The organism is Sorangium sp. So ce296, assembly GCF_051529605.1.
Taxonomy (GTDB): domain Bacteria; phylum Myxococcota_A; class Polyangia; order Polyangiales; family Polyangiaceae; genus Sorangium; species Sorangium cellulosum_D.
Genome location: NZ_CP150325.1, coordinates 8,633,337 through 8,657,449, shown reverse-complemented (window position 1 = coordinate 8,657,449; position 24,113 = coordinate 8,633,337). Strand labels below are relative to the sequence as shown.

Here is a 24,113-nt window from a genome sequence, read left to right as displayed (position 1 = left end):
TTTGGTCAGAACGGCCGCGCCCGGGCCGGGGAGATCCGCGGAGCCTTGCCCCGCTGTATCGTGAAGTCCACCGCCGTTCATCCCCCGGGAAGGCTGTAGCGCAGGAGGAGCGAAACGACCCTCTTCGTGCGCTCCCTCCAGCCCTCGGAGCTGTAGCGAACCCCGTACTTCTTGCAGATGGCCTCGAGCTCAGGGGCCATCTCCCAGAGCCGGCTCATCGGGAGCTTCGGGGCCACGTGATGCTCGATCTGCTGGTGGTTGCCTGCGCAGAAGATCTTCAGGAGTTCGTTCTCCACCTTGAGGTTGGACGTCGCCTCGATCTGCTGGACGTACCACTCGGCTTTACTCCGTGGCTTTCGCCCGTACACCGGCTGGCCCATGTGCGGCGTGAGCACGTGGTGCCAGATGGCGGCGCTCGCCAAGTAATGGGCGACGACGTTCCCGAGCAGCACCTTCGGCCAGAAGATGCCGCCGAGCGCCGGGTAAAGCAGGAGGTTCTTGGCCATATAGGGGAGGAAGCCCTCCATGGCCCACCCGAAGATCTTCTTGAACGTCTCCCAGTCATGCTTTTCATGGAACGGCGCAGACGTGCGGAAGCGCTTCGGGAAGGCGTACTCGAGGAGCCCGCTCTGGTAAAAGGGGTACCAGAACATGAGGCCGCCGAACGGGAACAGCGACGTGAGCAGCATCGCCGGTAGCTGGATCAAATGAAACGGCTGCCAGGGGACCTCATCCGACCACCGCAGGACCTCGTACCCGACGTCGGTGTCCTTGTGCAGGTTGTTCGTGTGCGCGTGGTGCTTCGCGTGAAAGCGCTGCCATAGCTGGCCCGAGATCGGGCAGTTGTAGGTGGTCTTGTCGGACGTGAACCGGCTCGGTATACCGGGGATGCCGTCGTACATCCCGTGGTGGATCGCGTGCATGAGGCCCCCCCTCTGGCCGATATGGTAGGCCAGCAGCGTCGAGCCGAGCAGCCACGTGAACGGGTCGAGGCTGAAATGAAGGAGGAGCCTGCCCGCGACCTCTGCCTTGATGTTGATGTCGAAGCAGCGCTCGACGAAGGCGATGTCCTCCTCGCCGACCTTGCTCCTGTACTTCTGGAGGAGCTCATCCACCTCCCGCCCAAACGCCTCGATATCGCGCGGCTCCTGCGCTGCGCCGTTCTTCATTCCATACGTCGCCGAGCTCGCTTGTGCCGTCGGTTCCATGAGCAGGTCTGTCCTTTCTCTCGGGTGCGAACGGAGAGGTGGCGCCGCGAACCCCCTGGAGCGCCTCGACGCGCTGCGTGGCCGCGCAGCCCGGGTCACGCCATCGCGGCGACGACATCGCGGAAGCTGAGCGCGTGGATCTGGCAGAGCACGTTCTTCAGCCTGCGGCCCCAGGGCTCCGAGCGGTAAGCGACGCCGTGCGCCTCGCACGCTGCGCGCACCTCGGGGGCGATCTCGCGGAGCCGGTTCGTCGGCAGGCGCGGGAACAGGTGGTGCTCGATCTGCCGGTCGATCCCGCCGCATAGGATCGAGATCGGCAGGCTCACCTCGAAGTTGTGGGTCGACTCGACCTGCATCGCGAACCACTCACCGCGGCTCTTCGCGCGGGTCCCCTCCTCGTACCTCTGCACGTCGTCGCCGACGTGGCTGCAGAGGAGCGTCGCCGTGGAGTACAGATCGCGCAGCGTCTCGGCGAGCCAGTTGCCGAGGAGCACCTTGCCGGCCATCGGCCCGGCGAGGAGAGGATAGAAGACGTAGTTCTTCAGGTAATACGGCCCATACTTGCGGAGCATCTTGACGTGGGCGAGCTTGACGCTCTCCCAGGACGCGTCGGGGAGCAGGTCGAAGCGCTGCCCCCTGCCGTTGCCGAGGTACAGGTCGTGGACCCCGGTGACCTGCAGGTTCACGAGCGGCCAGAAGCTCGGGGCGAGCACCGCGAGCAGGAACAGGAGCTGCCCTCGGTGGCGCAGGGCGAAGTAGGGCGTGTGCTCGTTGAGCCGCACCGGCCCGAGGTGGATGTCCGGGTCCCTGCCCGCGATGTTGGTGTAGCTGTGGTGGCGCTGGTGGTTGTCGCGCCACGACTCCTCATCGATGGGCAGGTCCCACGAGAACCCCTCGGCGCGGAACGCCTCCGCCCCCGCGATCTTGTCGTACGTGCCGTGGAGCACGGTGTGCCCGATCTCCAGCGCCTGGATTTGCTTGTGGACCGAGAGCGCCAGGACGCCCAGCGAGAAGGTGACGGGATCCAGGCTCACGTGGATGAGCGCGCGACCGGCGATCTCCATCGCCCGGGAGAAGGCGTCGACCCGGCGGACGTAGTCGACGTCCTCCTCGCCCAGCTCGGCCTCGACGCGCGCGCGGATCGCGTCGATCGCCTCGCCGAAGCGCCGCAGGCGCTCCTTCGGGTCGAGCTGCTCTGGGGCATGAGACGCCCGGCTGTGGTGCGAGACGGGAGCGCAATCGGTGTCCATCATGACCTCGGGGGCAGCGCGCGCCTGGGCGCGAGGATCACGAGACGGGGAAGCTGTACTTCAGGAGCGTCTTAAAGACCTTCTTCGTCCGCTGCGCCCAGCTCTCGGAGGTGTACCGGACCCCGTACTTCTTGCAGAGGGCCTCGAGCTCGGGGGCCATCTCCCAGAGCCGGCTCACCGGGAACTTCGAGTACACGTGGTGCTCGATTTGCTGGTGATTGCCCGCGGTGAAGATCCGCATGATCTCGCTCTCCACCTTCAGGTTGGCCGTGCCCTCGATCTGCTGCACGTACCACTCGGCCCTGCTCCCGGGCTTCTTCTCGAACACCGGCTGGCCGATGTGCGCGGAGACCGTGTGGAGCCACGCGACCGTGCCCGCCATGAAGTGGGCGAGCGTGTTCCCGAGCAGCACCTTGGGCCAGAAGATGCCGCCCAGCGCCGGGTAGATCAGAAAATTCTTGGCGAGGTAGGGGCCGAGCCCCTCCATCATCCACGCGAAGCTCTTCTTGAACGTCTCCCAGTCGTGCTTGTCGTAGAAGCGCCCGGCGCTGATGAGGCCCTTCGGCACGAAGAACTCCATGAAGCCGCTCTGGAACACGGCGTACCACCCCATGATGCCGCCGAACGGGCCGATGGTCGTGAGCACCATCCCCGGCACCTGGAAGAGGTGGAACGGATACCACTTGGTCTCGCCCGACCACCTGAGCAGCCCGTAGCCCCAGTCGGGGTCCTTCTCCGGCTGGTTCGAGTACGCGTGGTGCCGCACGTGGAAGACCTTCCACAGCGGGCGCGCGATGGCGCTGTTGTACTTCGTCTTCTCCGAGACGAACCGGCTGGGCACGTTGGGGATGTTGTCGTACGCGCCATGGTGCACCATGTGCATCAAGGCACCCCTGCTGCCCATGTGGTAGGCCAGCAACGTCGAGCCGAGCAGCCAGGTGAACGGATCGAGGCTGAAGTGGATGAGGAGCCTGCCCACGATCTCCGATTTGTCGCAGTAATCGAAGCAGCGCTCGATGAAGTCGACGTCCTCGTGGCCGATCTTGCTCTTGTACTTCTCGATCAGCGCGTCGACCTCCCTCGCGAACGCCTCGAGGTCACGGTGATCGTCGGAGACAGCGCCGTTTCGCTTGCCATTCACAGCCGGATTCGCTTGTGTTTCGAGAATCATGGCGGGTCTATCCTCTCCTTCAATACGCCTGGCGTGCGCTGCCGATCGTCGACTTGCGCTCCGCCAGCCAGCGCCGGCGAGACACCTGCGAGACGCAGCGAAGCCCTTGGCCGCCCCAGACGTCCTTGCCTGACATCCCCCCTGCCCGTAATTTGCCCCCCGGTCAGGGCGCTCACACGACCGGCAGCACAAACACTGCCGCATCCAGCTGCGACGACCAGCGTCGCCGCCGTGTCCGGTTCAGCGGCTTGTCACGCCTCGCGTGTAGCAACACCGGAGCGCCATGCAGGTGCTCCCATGACGCGACGACCACGCAAGGTATGTACAAGGCGCGTCGACGGTCGATCCGCGCAGCGCTCCCCCTGCCCTCTCACGGCCGCATCACACGGCCCGTTCTCCGCTCTATCAGAAGTACGCAGGAGCACAAAGTGATTTTTACAGCAATGCCAGGCTCAACCAGGCGCGGCGCGCGGCTGCTCTCGACTGCCTCGCTCGCTGGCACGGGATCGCGCTGGCGTCGCTCCATGGAGTGCACCTGAGCACGCGATGAAACATGAACGACACGCGGGCTACACATCTCGCCGCGCAATCCTGGGCTTCACCCGATGGAGCGCGCCTGCTGTACGAGCTTTGAGAAGCGCGCGAGCTTGCGGTCCGAAGTCTCCCGATCGAGCGTGCGCTGGACGCGCTCCCGAAGGCCGGCGGCGAGGTCTCGAAGACGCTTCCTCTGCGCCGGGGTGTCCTCATCCTCGAAGCGGAGCCCCGTGCCGCCGAGGTCCACCGGCTCATGGAAGATGAACTTCCAGCGCGACGGGAGCGGCACCGGCGAGAGCGGCAAAGCGAACATCGTCCCGATGAGCGGCTTCAGGAAGCGAACCGGCGCGAGCGAGGGCAGGCACTCCTCGCTGCCGATGATCGCCGCCGGCACGATCTTGGCGCCGCGGGAGAGCGCGAGGCGGAGGAAGCCGGTCCGCCACTGGCGCATCCGATAGGCGTGCACGAACGACTTGCAGTTGCCCTCGGCGCCCTCCGGGTAGATCCAGATGCCCTGGATCTCCGGGGGGATCACCTCGGGCTTCCGCAGCCAGGACGCTGGAAATCCGCCTGCGTTGCCGAAGAACGGGCCGAGCATCGGGAGGGCGAGCAGCTGATCTTGAACGGCGGCCCAGGGCATCCTGTCGATGCCCACGTGATCCGCGAACGTCAGGCCGCCGAAGAGCGTGTCGATCGTGAACCATCCGGCGTGGTTCGAGACATAGACGACCGGCCCGCCCCGCGGCACGTGCTCGAGGCCCTCTACCGAGAGAGAGAAGTATCCTGCCTTGATGAGCGCCCGGAGCGCGGGGAACACGAACGTGTTCCACGTCGTGAGATCCGGCTCTCTGAACGGCTCAGCCTCCGGCCTGCGCGATCGAGCCGCCGGCGCCCCGCCGCGGCGCCGGGCGCCGCTGGCCTGCTGTACCGATTGATCCATCCTGCACCTCCCCAGCGTTCGTCGGCGCCCGCGGAGTCGAGGATCCGAGCCCTCGTGCCGCCCCGCGCCGGAACCTGGGAATCGCTACCACGGTGCGGTCTCGCTCACAAGAGCTCGCACGCTCGGTCCGCTGCGACCGGGGCGACATGCCCCCTCGCGTGCTGACGATCAGGGGCTCATGACCCGAAGACGAGAATGGCCGTCGTCAACCCAGCGACCGCGTGACGAGCCTCGAGAGCCGCACGAGCGCGCGGTGCGACGTCTCCTCATCGAGCGTGCGCTGGACGCGCCCGCGGATGCTCTCCGCGACCTCTTCCAGGCGCTGCTTCGCAGATTCCGACTCGGCCCCCTCGCGCCCGAGCCCGAGTTCGCGGATGTCCACGGGGTCGTGAAAGATGAACTTCCAGCGCGAGGGGAGCGGGACCATCGTGAGCGGCAGGGGATAGATCGTCCCCAGGATCGGCTTCAGGAAGCGAAGCGGCGCGACGGAGGGCATGCACTCCTCGCTGCCGACGATCGCCACCGGCACGATCTGCGCGCCTCGCGCGATGGCGAGGCGTAGAAAGCCGGTCCGCCATTTCCGCATCTGATAGGCGTGCAAGAAGGATTTGCAGTTGCCCTCGGTGCCCTCCGGATAGATCCAGAAGGCCTGGTACTCGCGGGGGATGGCTCGGGGGTTCTTGAGCCAGGACGACGGGAACCCGCCTGCCTTGGCCCAGAAGTCTCCGAGCGTCGGGAAGTGGTAGAGCTGATCCTGCACGGCGACCCAGGGCAGCCGGTCGTAGTCGACGTGCACGTGATCCGTGAACGTGAGGCCGATGAAGAGCGTGTCGATCGTGAACCAGCCAGCGTGGTTCGCGACGTAGACGACCGGGCCGCGCTGCGGCACGCGCTCCGCGCCCTCGACGCTGAAGGAGAAGTACCCCAGCTTGATGAGCGCCCGGAGCGACGGGAACACGAGCTTGTTCCACGTCGTGAGATCGCGGGCGCGCGGGCGCTCGGCGCTCGCGGAGGACCGGGGATCCGATGGCGACGCACCGGCGTTCTGGGTGTGCGAAGCGTCCTCTGAAACCTCATCCATCCTGCGACCCCTCCCGCGTGCACACGGCGCTTCCCGTCGACGATCCGGACGCTCATGCCGCCGTGCGGCAGAGCGCCCCGGACGCCTACCACGGCGCGGGAGAGGCTGAAAGCTCGACGGATCCTCCCGGGATGGACGCGCCGGCGCCTGCGCTCACGCCGCCTCGATCCGGGCGCGGACGTGCTTGTGGAACGGGGTGCCGGCGAACCCATCGCGATCCGCCGATGACGTGAGCTCGTTGGGCGCCACCCCGTGCACCACGGGTCGCCCCGCCTCGTCGGGGTAGTCGAGCCCGAGGCCGTTCGGCAGCGACGCGTGGCCAGGCTGCATCGTGTCGGTGATCTCGACGACCGCGACGGCGCTCCCCGCGCGCGTGGTGATGCGGGCGCGCCCGCCGTCGACGATGCCGAGCCGCGTCGCATCGTCCGGCGAGAGGCGGAGCGCGCCGAGCCCGTCCTTCTTCCGCCACGCAGGGTCGCGGTAGATGGTATTCGCCGTCGATGAGCGGCGCTCCCCGGCGGAGAGCACGAAGGGGAACGCCGGGTCCCTCGTCGCAGGGTTCTCGTCCGAGAGGCGCGCGATCTCGCCGAGGAGCGCGGGGACCTCGAGGTGGATGCGGCCGTCCTTCGTCTCGATGCGACGGAACGTCTCCTCGAACGGGTCGACGGTGAACGTCACGCCGGAGCGGCGCGTCAGGATGGCCTCGAAGAGCTGGTCCCCGAGCGCCGGGCCGTCGCCCTCGAACCCCGCGCGCCGTACCGACTCCGGGAACGACATCGCGCACGTCTGCGCCGCGCCCCAGAGGACCGCGGCCTCCGCCGCGCCGTCGGGGAGCGTCGGGCCCAGCGTCTCGTAAAGCAGCACGGGCGCGAGCGGCATGAGCCGCGGCTGCGTCGCGACCTCGGCGAAGAACGCCATCGCATACGGCAGCCTGCCCGCGGTCGGGATCTCCCTGGCTGCCGCCCTGAGGCTCGCGCCGTCATCGTCCGAGAGCGCGCCGAGCGCTCGCACGAGCCGCCGGTGGATCTCCGCCTCGGGCAGCGTCCCCTCGAGCGGCGGCAAGAGCGGGGCGCGGAGCTGGAAGTAGTTCTCCGGGAACTCCAGGTTGAAGAACGTCGCCTCCCACTTCTCGTACTGCGACGCCGCGGGGAGGACGTAGTGGGCGAGGCGCGCCGTCTCCGTCATCGCGACGTCGATCACGACGAGGCACTCGAGCGCCGCGAGCGCCTCGCGCATGCGCGGGCTGTCCGCGAGGGAGTGCGCGGGGTTCGCGCTCTCGACGAGCATCGCGCGGAAGCGCTTCGGGTGATCGGTGAGGATCTCGTCGGGGATGACGTTGCAGGGCACGAGCCCCGTGATGCCCCGGTGCCCCGTGACGGGCGTCGCGCGGTCGCCGTCCCTGCCGCCGACCAGGGTCACGAAGCGCGAGTGGATGTTCATCGCGCCGCGCCTGGCGAAGTTCCCGGTGAGGAGGTAGAGGAGCTTCTCGAGGTACGAGTTCAGCGTGCTGTGCGGCGCCTGCTGCACGCCGAGATCCTCCAAGATGGCGACGCTCTTCGCGCGCGCGAGGCGCAGGGCCACGTCGCGCACGAGCTGCTCGGAGAGGCCCGCCTTCCCGGCGTACGCGGCGACGTCGACCCCGGCGAGGGCGTCCCGCACGGCCTCGTACCCGGACGCCCGCTGGGCGAGGAAGGCGTGGTCGACGAGATCCTCCTGCACGAGCGCCGCGAGGAGCGCGGCGAGGCAGAACGCGTCCGTACCCGGCCTCACCTGCAGGTGGTAGTCGGCTATCTGCGCCGTCTCGCTGCGGCGCGGATCGATCACCACGAGCGCGCGCGCCGGGTCGGCCGCGATCGACTTCAACGTGACGCGCGCGCGCGGGAACCCGTGCGACTGCCACGGGTTCTTCCCGACGAACACCGCGACCTCGGCGTGCTCGAAGTCGCCCGACGTGTGGCAGCGCGGCTTTCCGAAGAGCTGCCCATCGACCCAGAACTCGCCCGTCTTCTCCTGCGCGAGGGCGTTCGAGGCGTAGGTCGAGCCGAGCGCCGCGCGCGTCGCGCGGCTGTACGCCCCGCCGAGGTGGTTCCCCTGCCCGCCGCCGCCGTAATAGAAGATGGACTCTCCGCCGTGCGCGTCGCGGAGCGCCCGGAGCCGCTCGGCGATCTCACGGATCGCCGTGTCCCAGCCGATCGCCTCGAACGATCCGTCCGGACGGCGGCGGAGCGGGGACGTCAGGCGGCCGCGCGCGTTCTGGTAGTAATCGAGCCGGAGCGCCTTCTCGCACGTGTACCCCTGGGACGCCGGGTGCTCGCGATCGCCGCGGACGCGGGCGAGGTGGCGGCCATCGAGCTCTACCAGGATCCCGCAGTTCTGGCTGCAGAGGATGCACGCGGTCTTCTTCCAGCCGTCGGTCACGTCGGTCTCCTTCGGAAGGGCAGGCGATCGCTCCCGTATGATGACCTTAATATGAAGGGTCCCATGTGACCGGCAAGGTGAAGCCACGGTGGAAGCGCGCGAGCGACCTGGATCGGCGTGCGCGCCTCGCGCCTCCGCGAGGTGGAGCCACGACGCCGATCGCCCCCAGAGCGCACGGGGGGCGGCGCCGCCGCACGCCCGGCGCGAACGCGGAGACGCCGCCTCATGCCCGAAGCGGACGCGGAGGCGCCGCCGCGCGGATCAGGCGAGGAGGCGCTGCCTGGCTTCTTCGTACTCGCGGAGGAGCCGATCGACGAGCGCCGACGCGCGCGGTACGTCGCGGAGGACGCCGATGCCCTGCCCGCACCCCCAGATGTCGCGCCAGGCCTTCGCCGGCGCGTTGCCGCCCGAGCCGAAGTCCATCTTCGAGGGGTCGCTCTCCGGCAGGTTCTCCGGGTCGAGCCCGGCGCGGACGATGGAGGACCTCAGGTAGTTGCCGTGCACGCCTGTGAAGAGGTTCGTGTAGACGATGTCCGCCGAGGAGGCGTCGACGATGGCCTGCTTGTAGTCCGGAGAGGCGTTCGCCTCCTCGGTCGCGATGAACGCGGAGCCGATGTACGCGAGGTCGGCGCCCATCGCCTGCGCCGCGAGGACCGAGCGGCCGTTCGCGATCGCGCCCGCCAGCACGAGCGGGCCGTCGAAGAACGCGCGGATCTCTTGCACGAGCGCGAACGGCGAGAGCGTCCCCGCGTGGCCGCCCGCACCGGCCGCGACCGCGATGAGCCCGTCGGCGCCCTTGTCGAGCGCCTTCTTCGCGTGCGCCACGTGGATGACGTCATGCAGCACGATGCCGCCGTACGAGTGCACCGCCGCGTTAACGTCCTCCCGCGCGCCGAGGGAGGTGATCACGATGGGGACCTTGTACTTCACGCACAGATCGAGGTCGCGCGCGAGGCGATCGTTCGACTTGTGGACGATCTGGTTCACCGCGAACGGCGCCGAGAGCGAGCCCGGGTGCGCCGCGTCGTGCGCGGCGAGCTCGGCGGTGATCTGCGCTAGCCACGCCTCGAGGAGCTCCGGCGGGCGCGCGTTGAGCGCCGGAAAGGCGCCGACGACGCCGGCCTTGCACTGCGCGAGCACGAGCGCGGGCTGCGAGAGGATGAAGAGCGGCGCCCCGATCACCGGAAGGCGCAGGCGGCCGCGGAGCAGCGCGGGCAACGTCACGCCGCATCCTTGAGCGCGTCGCGCACGAAATCGAGCCGATCTTGCCCCCAGAACATCTCGTCGCCGACGAACATCGTCGGCGCGCCGAACAGGCCGCGCCCGACCGCCGCGTCGGTCTCGGCGCGGAGCTTCTCCTTGATCTCCGGGTGGTTCGTCAGCGCCATCACCTCGCCGGGATCGAGCCCAGCCGATCGGATCACCCCGGCCGCCACGGCCGGATCGCCGATGTCCTTCGCCTCCACCCAGAGCGCTTTGTACACGGCCTCGATGAAGCGCAGGAAGCGCTCCGGGTGGCGGAGCTGCACCCCCACCGCCGCGCGCATGAGCGTCAGCGTGTTGACCGGGAAGTGCGGGTTCATCGTGAACGGCACGCCGTACCGGGCCGCGAACCGCTGCATGTCGCGGAGCATGTAGGCCCCCTTCGCGGGGATCTCGACGGGCGAGCGGTTCCCCGTCGCCTTGAAGATGCCGCCGAGCAGAACGGGGCGCCAGTCGATCGTCGCGCCCGTCTCCTCCGCGATGCGCGGGAGCTGCGTCCACGCGAGGTACGAGGTCGGGCTGCCGAAATCGAAGTAGAACGTCACCGCCTTCGCCATCGCCTCACCATTTCTCCATCCACGGCCGGAGATCGAGCTCGAAGGTCCACGCGTCGCGCGGCTGCGCGTGGAGGTGCCAGTAGTTCTCCGCGATGTGGTCCGGGTCGAGGATGCCGCCCTGATCCTTCTTCGCGTAGAGCGCGGGCACGTTGTCGCGGATGAACGCCGTGTCGATCGCGCCGTCGATGAGGACGTGCGCGACGTGGACGCCCCGCGGGCCGAGCTCTCGCGCCATGCTCTGGGCGAGGGCGCGCAGCGCGTGCTTCGCGCCGGCGAACGCCGCGAAGCCCGCCGAGCCGCGCACGCTCGCGGTCGCGCCGGTGAAGAGCATGGTGCCGCGCTCGCGCTGCACCATCCGCCTCGCCACCTCGCGCCCCGTCAGGAACCCGCCGAGGCAGGCCATCTCCCAGATCTTCATGTACTTGCGGGAGGTCTCGTCGAGGATGCTGCACGGCACGTTCGCGCCCACATTGAAGACGAAGACCTCGATGGGGCCGACCTCGCGCTCGATGCGCTCGACCGTCGCGACGACCTCGTCCTCCTTGCGAGCGTCGCAGCCGACGGGGTGCGCGCGGCCGCCGCTCGCGGCGATGGCGTCGACGAGCGGCTGCAGCTTGTCCGCGCTGCGGCGCGACACGCAGGCGACGAAGCCCTCCCGCGCGAAGCGACGCGCGACGGCCCCGCCCGTGCCGTCGCCGGCGCCCACGATCCATGCAACACGGTCACTCATGGCACCCCTCCGGTCGTCTCCTCGCCCTGCTCCTTCGACCCGGACAGGCATCGAGGGCGTGTCCTTGATTTCATATGATGGCCTTCATATCATTCATTCGTAGCGTATGACAAGGAAGAGCACCGCGCCCTCGCAGCGAGCGGCGCAGAAGGCGGCGACGCACGAGCGCATCGTGGCCTCCGCGAGCAAGCTCATGCGGCGGGGCGGCCTCGCCGCGGCGAGCGTCCCTCGCGTGATGCGCGGCGCGGGCCTCACGGTGGGCGGCTTCTACGCGCACTTCCGATCGAAGCGGGCGCTGGATGCCGAGGTGCTGAAGGCAACGCTCGTGGACGTGCGCGCGACGTGGTTCCGTGGGCTGGAAGGGAGCGAGGGCGAGGCGTGGCTGGCGCGCGCGGTGCGGCGTTATCTGTCCCCCGCGCACCGCGACGGCATCGCCGAGGGGTGCCCGCTGCCGTCGACCCTCTCGGAGCTCACCCGCGCCGACAAGGCGACCCGTACGGCGGTGGTGGAGGCGTTCGAGGCGGCGGTACGGGAGATCGAGGCGCGCGCGCCTGCGCACGGCGCCGCGACCTCCCGGGAGCGCGCGCTCGCGACGATGGCGCTCTGCGTCGGCGGGCTCACGCTCGCGCGCGCTCTCCGCGGTCATCCGGTGAGCGATGAGATCCTGCGCGCGTGCGTGCGATGGGCCGTCCCGGGGTCGTCGCGCTGATCTCGCCGCGGCGCCGGCCGCTTACCGGAGCGAGAGCCGCGGCGGCCGGCCGCCCTGTACCTTCGCTCGCAGCGCGCGGCTCGGCTCATGACGCAAGCGTCCCACAGGGCCCTCGCCGACGGAAAAGCTCCGCCCCCCCACGGAGGCGCCGGCGGCTCAGCCGTCGAGCGGCGCGGCCGGCGCCGCCGGCGAGGGCGCTGCGGGTGAAGGCGCCGGGGGCGCCGCCGGGCTCGGCTGCGCCTTGGATCGCCGGGCCGCGGCGCGCTTGCGGCGCTCGTAGGCGCTCGTCACCTCGCGCACGATCTCGGGCTGGCTCCGGAACACGAAGCGCGCCGCGGACCGCACGAGGCCCATGCGCTCGATCAGCAGCGCCGCGAGCTTGTTGCGGAGCAGCAGGGCCTCCTGCGCTTGCCGGGAGATCGCCTCCGCCTGCGCCGGCAGGCTCCGCAGCTCGGCCGCCACGGCGCGCGCCTCGTCCAGGTACTCCGCCTTGAAGCCGCCGAGCCCGTCGAGCGCGTCGCGGTGCTTCTCCCCGAGCGTCGCGTAGTCGTGGAGCGCGCTCGCCAGCGCGTCCGCCGTGTCGGGATCCCCCGCGTGCGCCGCGTCGATCCGGGCGAGCATCTCGTCCCGCTCGTCCTCGACGCCGTCGTCGAAATAGAAGCTCAGCGTCGCCCAGATCTCTCCGAGCAGGAACTTCCCCCGCTCGCGCGGGCTCTTGTTCTTCTCGACGGTCAGGAGATAGCGCGTCTGCGCCTCCTGCGTCGCGCGCTGGAGCGAGAGGATCTCCTCCGCCGTCTTCGGCCCGAGGCGCGCCGCGTCGCCCTTCTTGCTGTCCTTCGGGACCGCCGACTCGAGGCCCAGGCGGGTCACCCGCTTCTGGGCGTCGACCTGGGTCTTCCAGTACTTCTCGAAGAACTTCGCCACGTCCACCGCCTCCCCGAGGAGCACGTGCAAGGGCACCGTGTTCGCCGGAAGCTCGGCGGCGTTCATCTGCTGCACGACGTCGGACCACCGCTCGATATCACTCTTCTTCGTCATGTCGACCTCCCCTGGGCTGCGGCGCCGGCCATCCCGTCCGGCCCCGCCATCCCGGGCATCCATTCCGGAGAGCCCTGGCGGGGCTCCCCTCTTCTCAAGGACCTGAATCAAGGACCCGATCGCGTAACTCTCGATCTTTCTCGCCCCGCAAGCAGCCCAGGATGGAGTTCGAAGCGCGCGGGACGCGGGAGCTGCGCGACAGGGCGACGGAGATTCAAGCGCCGTGCCCAGGGGGCGCCGCGCCAGGGACACGCGAAGACGCGCCGGGGTGTCCCTGGCGACGCACCTCCTGTCCCTGGCGACCGGCTCCGTGTCCCTGGCGGCTCACCGCATGTCCCTGGCGACTGGCTCCGTGTCCCTGGCGAGGACGCTGCCTGTCGCGCTCGGTTCGGGCACTTGTCCCTGGCGGCGCGCGTCCTGTCCCTGACCATCCAGATCGTGTCCCTGGCACCTCGCGACGAGCAGCGCGCCGCGGTCGTCACCGCTCCGCTCGGATTGCCCTCCTGGAAGTTTACGGCGAGAGCTGTCGACTCCGGAGCGCCGCTCGCTGCGGGAGGTGCGCGTGTTCGAGCGCGGGACCGAAGGCCATCGTCGTCCGATGCGCAAGTACGCAATCCCTTGCGCAAGTGGCGATACGCGCGACCACGAGGGCCAGCAGCATGGTGCCGCCAGCGCCACGCAGCGGAACGCCCCCACCGCAACGAGCAGCTCGCGCGCAGGGCGCTTACTGGCCTGTTCGATGCACTGCCGTGTCCCGGACGCGCGCCGGGAGCAACGGTTGCACTCGAGCGCTGCAAGATCGGGAATCCACGCAAATGCTCGCCAGAATCGCGCTCGTGATGGTGTCTCTGGAGCTCGCCGGGTGCGCCGCCATCCGCCCGCCGGCGCCGCCGCCCGAGCTCGCCCGCGCCGAGGCGGCGATCCGCGGGGCAACGCAGGAGGGCGCGGGCGCGGACCGGCGCGCGGCCATGCACCTCGCGCTGGCGCGGAGCGAGCTCGCCCAGGCGAGGCGGCGGCTGTCGGTGGGCGACCTGGAAGCCGCCCGCTGGCTGCTGCGGCGGGCCGAGGTCGACGCGGAGCTCTCGACGCTCATCGTGAGGGAGGCGGGGCTGCGCGACGCGGCGGGCCGCACGCTGGACCAGGCGAGCACGCTCGCCGAGGGGGCACGGTAGGAGGCCGCATGCGCGCCGGAGCTCCGCTCGCGATGGCCCTCTCGCTCGCCGGCTGCGCGCGGGGCGCGGCCGGGCCACCCCCCGAGCTCGCCACCGCGCGAGCCGCGGTCGTGCAGGCGCAGGACAACCCGCTCTCGCCGCTCGCGGTCGCCGAGCTGAAGCAGGCGGAGCAGGCGCTCGCGATCGCCGAGCGAGAGGCGCGCGAGCGCCCGCGCTCCGCCGCGGCGCGCGACGCCGCCTACGTCGCGCGGCGGCGGGCGCAGTGCTCGCTGCTCGCGTCGCTCGTGCGCGCGAACCAGAGCGCGCTCGCGCGGGCGCGGCAGACGCGGAAGACGTGGGAGACCCTCGAAGAGCTCCGCGCGCGAGGCGCGAGCGGCGCGCCTGAGCCCGCGGCGCGCGATCTTCCCCCCGCTCTTCCCGACGACGTCGACCTCGAGCCCGACGTCGACCGCGCGCGCGCACGGCCCCAGCAACCCGCCCGGTGATCGCGGCCGCGGTCCCGCGCGGCGTCGCGCGCGGCGTACCGCCCCGGGCGTCAGCTCCCCCTCGGCGGAGCAGTTTCTCCTGGGACTGACCGGTTTTTGGATCCAAGATGCGCGCGGCACGCCTCCGCCGGCGGCGAAAGCGTCCCGGGGGGCGGGCAGCGGTCGAAGGTCCACGATCGAAGGGACGCTCGGTCCCGCGTGCGAGGAGAGCGCGATGAAGGAAGGCGCGAACGTGATACTGGTCCCCGTCGACTTCGAGGCGGCGTCGATGAAGGCCGTCGAGCTCGCGAAGGACCTCGGCCAGAGGCTGGGGCAGAAGGTCGTGCTGCTGCACGTCTACCAGCTCCCGGTCTACACGTACCCCGGGCTGGAGCCGGCGCTGATGCCCGGGTTCCACGCCGAGGTGAGCGCCGCCGCGTCGCGCGCGGTCCAGCAGCTCTCGGCGCAGACCGGCGGGCTCGAGACGGCGCTGCGCGAGGGCGATCCCGCGACCGAGATCCTGGCCGCCGCCGAGGAGCAGCGGGCGGCGATGATCGTCATGGGGACCCACGGCCGCCGGGGGATCTCGCACCTGTTCCTCGGCAGCGTCGCCCAGCAGGTGATCCGGAAGAGCAGCGTCCCCGTGCTCACCGTGCGCGTGCCCAGCTGATCGCGCACGCGCGCGTGCGTCTCCTCTAGGGCGGCCGGCGGTGCCGCCGGCCAGGGCGCGGCGGGCTCGATCGCGCTCGACGTGAGCAAGGACCACCCCCTTACGCGGCGCGCCTGCGCCGCATGGAGCTCCTCGCATGTCGACCCTGTCTGCACGCGATCTCGCGCTCCCGCCGAACCTCATGAGCCTGGCCCGGCTGCCGCTCGCGGCGCTGTTCCCGATCGTGGCCACGCGCCCCGCGCTCGCCCTCGCCGTCCTCTGCTGCGCGGGGCTCACCGACGTGCTCGACGGCTGGCTGGCCCGCCGCTCCGGCCAGGTGACCCGCACGGGGGCGATCGTCGATCCGATCGCGGACAAGGTGTTCGCGCTCGCCGTGGTCGCCACGCTGCTCCAGAGCGGCGCGCTCCCGCTCTGGGGCATCCCGGCGCTGCTCGCCCGCGAGCTCCTCGAGCTGCCGCTCGCGCTCTGGATCGCGGTGAGCCGCCGCTTCCGCGGCGCGCGCCTCTCGACCGCGAGCGCCAACATCCCCGGCAAGCTCGCCACGGCGGTGCAGTTCGGGGCGGTCTTCGCCGCGATCGCGCTCCCCGGGGCGCTGCCGGCGGCGCTCGCGGCGGCGGCGGGCGCGGGCGCGGCGGCGGGCGTCTCGTACTGGGCGCGCCAGCTCCGGCGCGCTCCAGGAGCGGCGAAGGGCCCGCCGGAGGCGGGCGGCTAGCTCGCCGCGCCCCTCCTCGGCTGCCGGAGGTCTTGCCGCGCTGCCCGGCCCCCGGCGAGCGCGCGCGCCGCGCGCCACGGCGCGGGCGCCTCGCCATGGTGTAAGGTCGGCCGGGGCGGCGCGTTCTGCGCCTGTCACCGGCTCCACGCTCCGAGGAACCATGCGAAGAACGCTGCCCGCCTGGGCTCTCCTTGCCGTGCTCGCAGGCCCCGTCGCCTGCGCATCCAGCAGCTCCAAGGCGGGCGACGCCGCGCGCGCGTCGATGTACCCCGGGAGCGCCCCGATGTACGCGGCGACGCAGGCTCCGGCCCCGCCGCCGCCGGATCCGACCACGGGGAGGGAGATATCCGCCGTGAGGATCAGCGAGGAGGCGGCGATCGACGTCGACACGTCGACGAGCTCGGTCGCGCTCGCCAAGGCCGCGCCGCCAGCGCCCGTGGCAGCGCCGGCGCCCGGGCGGGGGGCGCCCGGCCCCGCGCAGCCCGCGGCGACAAGCAGGCCGGCGCCGACGAGCCCTGCGCCGCAGCCCGGCGCGGCGCCGGCCGCCGCCGGCCCGCAGGGCGCGCAGCAGGGCGCCGCCGAGGCGAGCGCGGCGCCCGCGCCCCTCCTCGTCTACACGGCGCAGGTCGCGATGGCGGTGTTCGAGGTGGGCGCGTCGCTCGGCAAGGTCGAGGAACTCGCGCGGGACCTCGGCGGCTTCCTCGCCCGCCGCGACGACCGGGCGATCACCATCCGCGTCCCCGCCGCCAGGTTCGACGAGGCGCTGAAGCGCCTGGAGGGCCTCGGCGACGTCCTCCAGCGCAACGTGGTCGCGGAGGACGTCACCGAGGAGTTCCTCGATCTCGGGGTCCGCATCCGCAACGCGCGGGTCGTGCGCGACCGCCTGGAGAAGCTCCTCGAGAAGGCCGCGAAGGTCGAGGAGTCGATCCAGCTGGAGCGCGAGCTCGCGCGCGTCACGAGCGAGCTCGAGCGCCTCGAGGGGCGCCTCAAGTTCCTGCGCGACCGGGTCGCGTTCTCGACGCTCACCGTCTCGTTCCAGCCGCGCTCGACGGAGACCATCACCCCGTCGGGCCCGCGGCTCCCGATCGACTGGCTCAACGAGCTCGGCCTCTCGCGGCTCCTCAACCTGTGACCGGGGCGCTTCCGATGATCCACTCCCTCCGCCACGCCTTCGTCCTCATCGCCTCGCTCGCCGGCGCCGCGGCGCCGCTCGGCTGCGGCCGGCCCTTCGTGCCCGCGACCCCGCCGGGCTTCGTCGACCTCGGGGATCGCTACGGCGACGACGAGTACCGCGCGACCACCGCCGAGGGGCTGGTGCTCGGGGTCCGCGCCTTCGACAACGATCCGGAGGGCGACCTCGCGTTCTGGTCCCGCGTGGTCGAGAAGCGGCTGCGCGAGGGCGGCGGCTACGCGCTGCTCGGCAAGGCCGACGTGAAGAGCCGGAGCGGCCTGCCGGGCGTCCAGCTGCGCTTCGGGCACGACGAGGGCAAGGAGGCGCACCTTTATTACCTCACCGTCTTCGTCGACGACGATCACGTCTTCCTCCACGAGGCAGGCGGCAAGAAGGACCTGGTCGAGCGCCACCAGCAGCAGATCGACTGGTCCATCCGCAATTTCCTGCCGGATTGATCCGCGCGCTGCCCGCGGCCGCCGCGCGGCGTTCTCGGCCGGCGGCCGCCGCGCTTGCTCGCGGAAGCCCTGTTTGCTACCTGGCGGACGTGCGTTCCCGCCCCATGCTCTGCGACGCGCGGCGGCGCCGGTCGAGCCAAGCGCTGCTCCTCGCCCTCGCGGCCTCGCTGGGCAGCGGCGAGGCCCTGGCGCATGGCGAAGGAGAGAGGCCGCTCGCCACGGTGCCCGCGCCGCCGCCTGGCGACGGCGCCAAGGCGGCGCAGATCCTCCGCGAGATCGAGGGGAGCGTCGCGACGGCGCCCCCGCCCGCCGCCCGCGACGAGGCCGACGGCGGCGGTAAGGCCGACGGCGGCGGCAAGGCCGACGGCGGCGGCAGGGCGGATGGAGGGCCCGCGAGGAACGCCGCGAAGGTCGTGGCCGAGCCGGTGACGCAAGCGAAGCGGGCGCTCCAGCGAGCGCACGGCGCGCGCGCGGCGGGCGACGCGACGAACGCGCGGCGGCTCGACGCGGTGGCCCTCGAGTGGGCCGAGACGGCGAGGGCGGTGCTGCGCGCCGCCGCGGTGGAGGCAGCGGCGGCAGAGGCGGCGAAGCAGGCGCGCGAGGTCGAGACGAAGCTCGAGCGGGCGCGCGCGCTGCTCGAAGAGACGCAGGCGCGCCGGGGCCGCGCCGCGGCGGAGCTCGAGCGGATCGAGGCCGAGGCGCGCGAGGCGACCAGGGCGGCGACCATCGTGGAAGCGCAGCGGATCGAGGCCGGCAAGAAGGCAGTTACCAGGGGGGCCACGCCGCGGGCGGAGCGGGCGCCGGCCGCCGCGCAGGGCGCCGGGGCCAAGGGCAGCCGGGACGCCGGCAAGGCGGCGGCGCCGGCCGGCAAGGAGGGCACGCCGTGAGCGCGCGCCGCCTCGCAACCGTCGCCGTCGCGGGGGTGGTCCTCGCCGCGTGCGCGCCGATCCCGCGGCCCGCGGTGCTCGACGAGCTCGATCACGTCCGCGCCGGGGCGGCCGCCGCCGAGTCGAAGCGGTACGCGCCGGGCGCGTTCGCCCGGGCGGAGAAGCTCCGCGGCGACGCGCTCGCCGCGCTCGACGAGAAGGATCGCGCCGGGGCGCAGATCCTCGGCGAGCAGGCGGTCGCCGCGCACGCGCACGCGCACGCGATCTCGCGGGTGGCCCGGGCCGAGGCGGCCGAGGCCGAGGCGAAGGCGCAGCGCTCCGCCGGCGAGGCGTCCCTCGCGGGCCTCGAGGCGGAGCAGGCGCGCGTCGCGGCCGAGGTCGACGCGCTCGACATGCGGATCAAGGTCGCCCGCGACGCGCAGCCCGTGGTCCCCTCGGGCAAGGCCGACGCGGATCGCGAGAAGGCGCGCCTCGCCGCGGCGCGCTCGCTCGCGCTCCAGGCCCGCCTGCTGTGCGGCGCAGCGCGCCTCCTGACCGCGCCGGCGCCGGCGGGGAATCCGCAGCCCGACGGTACGCAGCCCGGCGCCGCGCAGCCCAGCGCCGCGCAGCCCGGCGCCGCGCAGCCCGCCGCCGCGCAGCCCGACGGTACGCAGCCCGGCGCCGCGCAGCCCGACGGTACGCAGCCCGCCGCCGTGCAGCCCGCCGCCGCGCAGCCCGGAAGCGCCAGCCTTGCGGCGCAGCTCGACGAGGCGACCGCCGCGATCAAGAAGCTCGACGCGGATCTCGCGGAGGCGGGCGTCGCCGGCCGCGCCATCCCGGCGCCCATCGACCAGGCCTCCCGCGCGCGCGCAGGCTGCCTCGCCGCGCTGACCGCCGCCCGCCGCGCCGCCACGCCGGTGACCCGCGCGCCCGGCGCCGGCGACGCGCTGCTCGCAGAGCTCTCGGCCGCAGGCACCTGGTCGCCCGCCCGCGACGATCGCGGCGTCGTGGTCACGCTGCGCGGCCTGTTCGCCGGCAACGCCCTCACGAAGACCGGCGAGGCGCGCCTCCGCGACCTCTCGCGGGTCGCCGCCGCGCACCCCGCGTTCCCCGTGGCCGTGGTCGTGCACACGGACCGGGAGATCAGCGCCAGGGAAGAGCCCGCCTGGGCCGCGCGGGCCGATGCCATCGTCCGCGCCCTCGACCCGGCGCAAGGCGCGAGCGCCGCTGCGGCCCCTCAGGCCCCGCGCATCGCGCCGTTCCTCGCGGGCTCCGCGGCCCCGGTCGTCGACCCGGGCGGCAGCGAGCGCGGCCGCAACGCCCGGGTCGAGATCGTCTTTGTAACCCCGGAAACCCTTTGAGGAGCGATGGTCCCGGCCGACGGAACTCCGCTCCCCGTGGAGAGTCGTTCTCGATGATGCGCTCTTCAACCCTCGCCCGAAGCGAAAACAAGCCCGTCGTGCTCACGTGTGCGCTGGTCGCCGCCCTCGCGAGCGCATGTCAGGAGGACGGCAAGACGTCGCAGAAGCAGGCCGCGGAGCTCTGCGCCAAGCTCGCGCCGGTCGTGGCGGAGGACGTCGGCCAGGTGCGGACGGGCCTCCCCGCGGGCTCGCAGAAGCTCGCGGCGCTGATCGACACCGACCCGGGCGCGAACCTGCTCGGGCTCCAGCGGGCGATCGCGGGCGCGCGCGCCTCGGTGAAGGAGCTCGAGTTCGCGAAGAGCACCTTCTTCTCGTTCGCCGATCCGAGCGGCACGGTGCTGCGCAGCGAGGCCGATCCGGACATGCTCGCCAACCGCTCCGTCCTCGCCTCGTTCCCCGATCTCAGGAAGGTGCTGGCGCCGGGCAGCGGGCTGGTCGAGGCGTTCGGGGAGATGCAGGAGATGCGCGGCGTCCGGAACGGCCCCGATCTCCAGTGGGTCGCGGTGCACCCGGTCAAGGCGAGCGACGGCGAGCTCAAGGGCCTCTTCGTCACGGGCTGGTCGTTCCGCGCCTACGCGTACCGGCTGCAGGAGGCGGCCAAGCGCGACATCGCCGAGATCGCCAAGCGCGACGGCCTGAAGTCGACGCCGCTGCTCTACGTCTTCGCGTGGAAGGGCGCGAAGGCCTACGGAGGACCGGTGACGCCCGATGTCAACACCGAGGCGCTCGAGAAGCTCGACCTGCCGTCGAAGACCGCCTCGGGCCCGTGGAGCGGGACGGTCGAGATCGCCGGGCGCACCTTCGGCGCCGCGGCGCAGCGCACGCCGGAGCTCGCCGCCGACGCGGGCGTCGCCGCGCTCGTCTCGACGCTGTGAGGGCGAGCGCCGGGCAACCGGCGAGGGCGAGCGCCGGGCAGGCTGTGGGGGCGAGCGCCGGGCGCGGGCCCTCCGGGCCGCGGCCAGGGCGACCGGCGCGGGGGGGTCGGGGCGATCTCCCGCGATCGAGCGCTGCCGTGCTAGGCTCGCAGCTGGCTCGCGCTGCGAGCTCACCCCCATGCCGGCTTCCATCGATCAGCTTCTCAAGGTCTGCCGCGAGGTCATCGCGCCGCTCGTCCGAGCCGACGGCGGTGAGCTCTACATCGTGGCGGTCGAGCCCGACCACCTGACGCTCCACCTGGCCGGCGCATGCTCGGGCTGCCCCGGGGCGATGCTCACCGCGCGCGCGGTGATCGAGCCGGCGGTGCTCGCGGTCGCGCCGTCCGCGCGGGTCGTCGTGACCAACGGAATGCGCGTCCCCGACGGCGCCTCCCTCATCTCGTAGGGCGGGCGCCCGCTTCGGATACGGGCCCATCTCGACGTTTTCGGTGCTCGGCGTACAAGAGTACGCCTCCGCGCCGAAAACGCCGATCTGGGCCCGTCTCCTGTGCGGGCGACCGCCGCAAGCGTGGCTCTGGAGATGGGAGGGGGCGGAAGGAGGAGCCCGCGGGAGGGGCTCCGAGGGGGAAGAACGGAGAGGGCTACTTCTTCTTGCCGGCCTTGTCGGTCGGAGGGGGGGCCGGGGGGGGCTCGTCCTTGCGGACGGCGGAGGCGACGGCGGGGTCGATGGCGTTCGCGTCGACCGGCTTGTTGGGACGGAGCGAATCGAGGCTGCTCAGCGTCACCAGGTCCTCGTAGGCGAAGGCGATCTCGCTCTCGCTGCGCTCGATCGCGCGGAAATGCGTGGCCGCGTCCTTCCAGTCGACCTCGGTGACGTAGCGGCCCTTCTCCGGCTCGGGCGGGGTCACGCGGCCAGGCACCCCGAACGCCGTCGCGAGCTTGATGACCGCCGACTGGTAGTCCTTGCCGCGCGGGTTGCCCTCGCCCAGCCCATGCTCATCGATGATCTTCCAGAGCTTGTCCTGGATGAAGAAGAAGTAACGCTTCCCGCCGTCGGCGCGGGCCAGCGTCATCATCGATTCCTTGTTGAGGTAGGTGTACTCGCCCTTGAGCGGCGTCGCGTCGATGCCCGTCGGCAGCTTGCCGAAGTCGATGCGGCTGCGGCGGAACGCGCTCTTTTCCTCGGCGAGCTCGGCGTCGAGCGCCTTCATCTTCACGCCGGGCGACGTCGCCTTGTACCGCGGCACGTACGCCTCATCGAGCATCTTGTCGATCAACGCCGCGACCTGCTTGGTGCTCATCCCCCACGCGAGCCCGGCAGGGGTCAGCGCGATCGTCTTCTTCGTCGACGGCGGCTCGGCAGGCCGGGCAGGGGCCGCGGCCGGCGCCCCGCTCTTCCCCTTCGGCTGGGCAGCCACCACGGTCGTGCTCGTGATCGCCGCAAGGCCCAGCCCAACGGCCAACGCTGCTCCCAGGAGCCTCTTCGCTTTCATGTTCTTCCTCCAGCCGGCGCAGGCCCTGTCCCTGCGCGCTCTGCAATCGCAAAAGTTAGGAACCCAGCCCGGCAAGCCCGGGAACGCTAGCACCTGCGGTAGGACAGGAGAATAGGATCCCCGCCGACCGGGGCCGCCCGCTGACGTTGGACGGCGGCTCCGCCCCGTCGATGGAAGCCGTGAAACCGGTGAAGGACGAACACAGGACGACGAGACGATTCAACGCTGGGCGCACGAAGCACCGCGCGGCGCGCGGTACAGGGAGAACGACGAGGGAAAACGGCCTCAACAGCGCTTGTGGCCGATGTGTGTGGGGTCCTGACAGGGGCGAGCCGACGTGCTACGAGCTCCGGTCCCAAAGATGATTTCCGCCACCGGTGCTGCTCCGCTTCGCCTCGCGCTCGCCGCGCTGGCGACCGTTGGCCCCGCCGGCGGCTGCGTCGCCGACCAGGAGCGCGCCGCGACGTCCGCCGATGCGCTGGGCGGGGCGCCCGCGTGGGAGGGGCACGCGCGCGAGGTCTTCGACGACAACATCGAGCCCGCCGCCGTGGGCTTCTCCCTGGACGGCCCCTCCCCCAGGTCCGACCCGTTCCTCCGCGAGAGGGCGCAGACGGCCGACGTCGTCGCGCGGGTCCGCGTGAGCACGGTGACCGTCGACTCGATCGGAGACCAGAGCACCTATCACCTCGGGATCCAGGTCGGCTACCCTCCCCTAGCTACACCCCGGGTGCCGGATCGGACGTTCGAGCTCCACATCCGCCCGCAGAGCCGCGCGTTCGCCATCGCCAAGGCGATCGACGCGCGGCTCCGAGGGCTCATCTTCATCGCCTTCATCCGGCGCTTCGCCGGCGTGGACGGCGAGCCGGAGATCCACTGGCACCTTTCACCTGATACAGCGGAGGTCGCCGCGGCCGTCAAGGAGGCCGTCGTCCTCGGGGAGCTGTCTGCGCCGTGAGCAACGTGAGCATCAAGACGGTCAAGGAAGTCGACGCCCTGCGGGTGGCCTGCCAGATGGCGGCCGAGACGCTCCTCGGGGTGGGCGAGATGATCCGCGCCGGCATCACCACCGAGGACATCAACACCTTCGTCCACGAGGACACCCTCCGCCGCGGCGGCTACCCCGCGCCGCTCAACTACCACGGGTTCCCGAAGAGCGTCTGCACCTCGATCAACGAGGTGGTCTGCCACGGCATCCCGTGCGATCGCGTCCTCGAGCCGGGCGACATCATCAACGTGGACGTGACCACGATCTACAACGGCTTCTACGGGGACACCTCCGCGACCTTCTACATCGGCAAGCCGTCGCCGGAGGCGAAGCACGTGACCGAGGTCTCGCGGCGCAGCCTGCAGCTCGGCATCGCGCAGGTCCGGGACGGGGCGCGCCTCGGCGACATCGGGGCCGCCATCCAGGAGTTCGCCGAGGCCGAGGGCTGCTCGGTGGTGAGGGCCTTCGTCGGCCACGGCATCGGGCGGCGCTTCCACGAGGCGCCGCAGGTCTCGCACGTGGGCAAGTACGGCAGCGGCACCCGGCTCCGCGCCGGCATGTGCTTCACGATCGAGCCGATGATCAACCTCGGCACGTACGAGGTCGAGATCCAGGAGGACAAGTGGACCGCGCTGACGGCCGATCGCTCGCTGTCGGCGCAGTTCGAGCACACCATCGTGGTCACGAGGACCGGCTGCGAGGTGCTGACCCGGCGGAGCAGGCCGCTCGCGAACAGCGAGATCTTCCCGGATCCGTTCGCCGTCTCCGAGGCGCGGGCGCTCTGAGGCGCGCGCCGGCGCCGCGCCAAGGTGGGGCGCGCCGCGCCCCGCGAACGTAGGGCGCCGCGCGCCGGCCGGCCGCGGCCAGAGGGCCGAGGTGGACCGGCGCCGACGAGTGGAAACCGAGTTTTCTCGACCGATCGGCCGA

24 protein-coding genes are annotated in these 24,113 nt (G+C 71.6%); 13 read left to right on the top strand and 11 right to left on the bottom strand.

What is annotated here, in order from left to right; translation table 11 throughout:
• Positions 1 to 77: 77 nt before the first annotated feature.
• The 9 genes from WME98_RS31960 to WME98_RS31920 form a co-directional block, all read right to left on the bottom strand.
• Entirely contained in the window at positions 78 to 1,208 is a 1,131-nt protein-coding gene (locus tag WME98_RS31960) for a fatty acid desaturase family protein (RefSeq protein WP_437945482.1), read from the bottom strand.
• Positions 1,209 to 1,303: 95 nt separating this feature from the next.
• Positions 1,304 to 2,461, bottom strand: a complete 1,158-nt coding sequence (locus WME98_RS31955; protein ID WP_437945481.1) for a fatty acid desaturase family protein — start codon at positions 2,459 to 2,461, stop codon at positions 1,304 to 1,306.
• A gap of 34 nt (positions 2,462 to 2,495) precedes the next feature.
• A complete protein-coding gene (locus WME98_RS31950; protein ID WP_437945480.1) occupies positions 2,496 to 3,599 on the bottom strand; it encodes a fatty acid desaturase family protein in 1,104 nt (367 codons plus the stop codon).
• A gap of 628 nt (positions 3,600 to 4,227) precedes the next feature.
• Positions 4,228 to 5,103, bottom strand: coding sequence for a 1-acyl-sn-glycerol-3-phosphate acyltransferase (locus tag WME98_RS31945; RefSeq protein WP_437945479.1), 876 nt, complete (start codon positions 5,101 to 5,103; stop codon positions 4,228 to 4,230).
• Between the two features lie 205 nt (positions 5,104 to 5,308).
• On the bottom strand, positions 5,309 to 6,184 hold the full coding sequence (locus WME98_RS31940) for a lysophospholipid acyltransferase family protein (protein ID WP_437945478.1): 876 nt from the start codon (positions 6,182 to 6,184) through the stop codon (positions 5,309 to 5,311).
• A gap of 153 nt (positions 6,185 to 6,337) precedes the next feature.
• Complete coding sequence (locus tag WME98_RS31935; RefSeq protein WP_437945477.1) at positions 6,338 to 8,602, bottom strand: molybdopterin-dependent oxidoreductase; 2,265 nt, start codon at positions 8,600 to 8,602, stop codon at positions 6,338 to 6,340.
• Between the two features lie 261 nt (positions 8,603 to 8,863).
• Complete coding sequence (locus WME98_RS31930; RefSeq protein ID WP_437945476.1) at positions 8,864 to 9,826, bottom strand: NAD(P)H-dependent flavin oxidoreductase; 963 nt, start codon at positions 9,824 to 9,826, stop codon at positions 8,864 to 8,866.
• Positions 9,823 to 10,422, bottom strand: coding sequence for a 2-hydroxychromene-2-carboxylate isomerase (locus WME98_RS31925; protein ID WP_437945475.1), 600 nt, complete (start codon positions 10,420 to 10,422; stop codon positions 9,823 to 9,825). Before WME98_RS31925 ends, WME98_RS31930 begins: the two co-directional genes overlap by 4 nt.
• A gap of 4 nt (positions 10,423 to 10,426) precedes the next feature.
• Positions 10,427 to 11,152 carry an SDR family oxidoreductase gene (locus WME98_RS31920; protein WP_437945474.1) on the bottom strand — a complete coding sequence of 242 codons (726 nt, stop codon included), beginning with the start codon at positions 11,150 to 11,152 and terminating at the stop codon, positions 10,427 to 10,429.
• Between the two features lie 106 nt (positions 11,153 to 11,258).
• Between WME98_RS31920 and WME98_RS31915 the strand changes: the two genes are divergently transcribed.
• Positions 11,259 to 11,861, top strand: a complete 603-nt coding sequence (locus WME98_RS31915) for a TetR/AcrR family transcriptional regulator (protein ID WP_437945473.1) — start codon at positions 11,259 to 11,261, stop codon at positions 11,859 to 11,861.
• Between the two features lie 156 nt (positions 11,862 to 12,017).
• Here the strand turns inward: WME98_RS31915 and WME98_RS31910 are convergent, their stop codons facing one another.
• On the bottom strand, positions 12,018 to 12,899 hold the full coding sequence (locus WME98_RS31910; protein WP_437945472.1) for a hypothetical protein: 882 nt from the start codon (positions 12,897 to 12,899) through the stop codon (positions 12,018 to 12,020).
• Positions 12,900 to 13,714: 815 nt separating this feature from the next.
• Between WME98_RS31910 and WME98_RS31905 the strand changes: the two genes are divergently transcribed.
• The 10 genes from WME98_RS31905 (at position 13,715) to WME98_RS31860 (ending at position 21,153) form a co-directional block, all read left to right on the top strand.
• Entirely contained in the window at positions 13,715 to 14,071 is a 357-nt protein-coding gene (locus WME98_RS31905; RefSeq protein WP_437945471.1) for a DUF4398 domain-containing protein, read from the top strand.
• An 8-nt stretch (positions 14,072 to 14,079) separates the two neighbouring features.
• A complete protein-coding gene (locus WME98_RS31900; RefSeq protein WP_437945470.1) occupies positions 14,080 to 14,556 on the top strand; it encodes a hypothetical protein in 477 nt (158 codons plus the stop codon).
• Positions 14,557 to 14,770: 214 nt separating this feature from the next.
• Positions 14,771 to 15,205 (top strand): universal stress protein, encoded by a 435-nt coding sequence (locus WME98_RS31895; protein WP_061622799.1) that lies wholly within the window; start codon positions 14,771 to 14,773, stop codon positions 15,203 to 15,205.
• Between the two features lie 136 nt (positions 15,206 to 15,341).
• On the top strand, positions 15,342 to 15,917 hold the full coding sequence (locus WME98_RS31890) for a CDP-alcohol phosphatidyltransferase family protein (protein ID WP_061622798.1): 576 nt from the start codon (positions 15,342 to 15,344) through the stop codon (positions 15,915 to 15,917).
• 160 nt (positions 15,918 to 16,077) lie between these two features.
• Positions 16,078 to 17,049, top strand: coding sequence for a DUF4349 domain-containing protein (locus WME98_RS31885; protein WP_437945469.1), 972 nt, complete (start codon positions 16,078 to 16,080; stop codon positions 17,047 to 17,049).
• Between the two features lie 14 nt (positions 17,050 to 17,063).
• A complete protein-coding gene (locus WME98_RS31880; protein ID WP_437945468.1) occupies positions 17,064 to 17,546 on the top strand; it encodes a serine/threonine protein kinase in 483 nt (160 codons plus the stop codon).
• Positions 17,547 to 17,650: 104 nt separating this feature from the next.
• Positions 17,651 to 18,433, top strand: a complete 783-nt coding sequence (locus tag WME98_RS31875; RefSeq protein ID WP_437945467.1) for a hypothetical protein — start codon at positions 17,651 to 17,653, stop codon at positions 18,431 to 18,433.
• Positions 18,430 to 19,773 (top strand): hypothetical protein, encoded by a 1,344-nt coding sequence (locus WME98_RS31870; protein ID WP_437945466.1) that lies wholly within the window; start codon positions 18,430 to 18,432, stop codon positions 19,771 to 19,773. Before WME98_RS31875 ends, WME98_RS31870 begins: the two co-directional genes overlap by 4 nt.
• Positions 19,774 to 19,871: 98 nt before the next feature.
• Positions 19,872 to 20,708, top strand: coding sequence for a hypothetical protein (locus WME98_RS31865; protein ID WP_437336555.1), 837 nt, complete (start codon positions 19,872 to 19,874; stop codon positions 20,706 to 20,708).
• A gap of 178 nt (positions 20,709 to 20,886) precedes the next feature.
• Positions 20,887 to 21,153 carry a NifU family protein gene (locus WME98_RS31860; RefSeq protein WP_020733528.1) on the top strand — a complete coding sequence of 89 codons (267 nt, stop codon included), beginning with the start codon at positions 20,887 to 20,889 and terminating at the stop codon, positions 21,151 to 21,153.
• Positions 21,154 to 21,349: 196 nt separating this feature from the next.
• Here WME98_RS31860 and WME98_RS31855 read toward each other — a convergent pair whose 3' ends face one another.
• A complete protein-coding gene (locus WME98_RS31855; protein ID WP_437945465.1) occupies positions 21,350 to 22,201 on the bottom strand; it encodes a hypothetical protein in 852 nt (283 codons plus the stop codon).
• A gap of 361 nt (positions 22,202 to 22,562) precedes the next feature.
• Here WME98_RS31855 and WME98_RS31850 point away from each other — a divergent pair, with 361 nt between their 5' ends.
• Together WME98_RS31850 and map are read left to right on the top strand one after the other, a co-directional pair.
• Positions 22,563 to 23,156: a hypothetical protein gene (locus WME98_RS31850; RefSeq protein WP_061624555.1), complete on the top strand. Its 594-nt coding sequence runs from the start codon at positions 22,563 to 22,565 to the stop codon at positions 23,154 to 23,156.
• A complete protein-coding gene (gene map / locus WME98_RS31845) occupies positions 23,153 to 23,971 on the top strand; it encodes a type I methionyl aminopeptidase (protein WP_061624554.1) in 819 nt (272 codons plus the stop codon). The genes WME98_RS31850 and map overlap by 4 nt, the downstream gene beginning before the upstream one ends.
• Positions 23,972 to 24,113 lie beyond the last annotated feature (142 nt).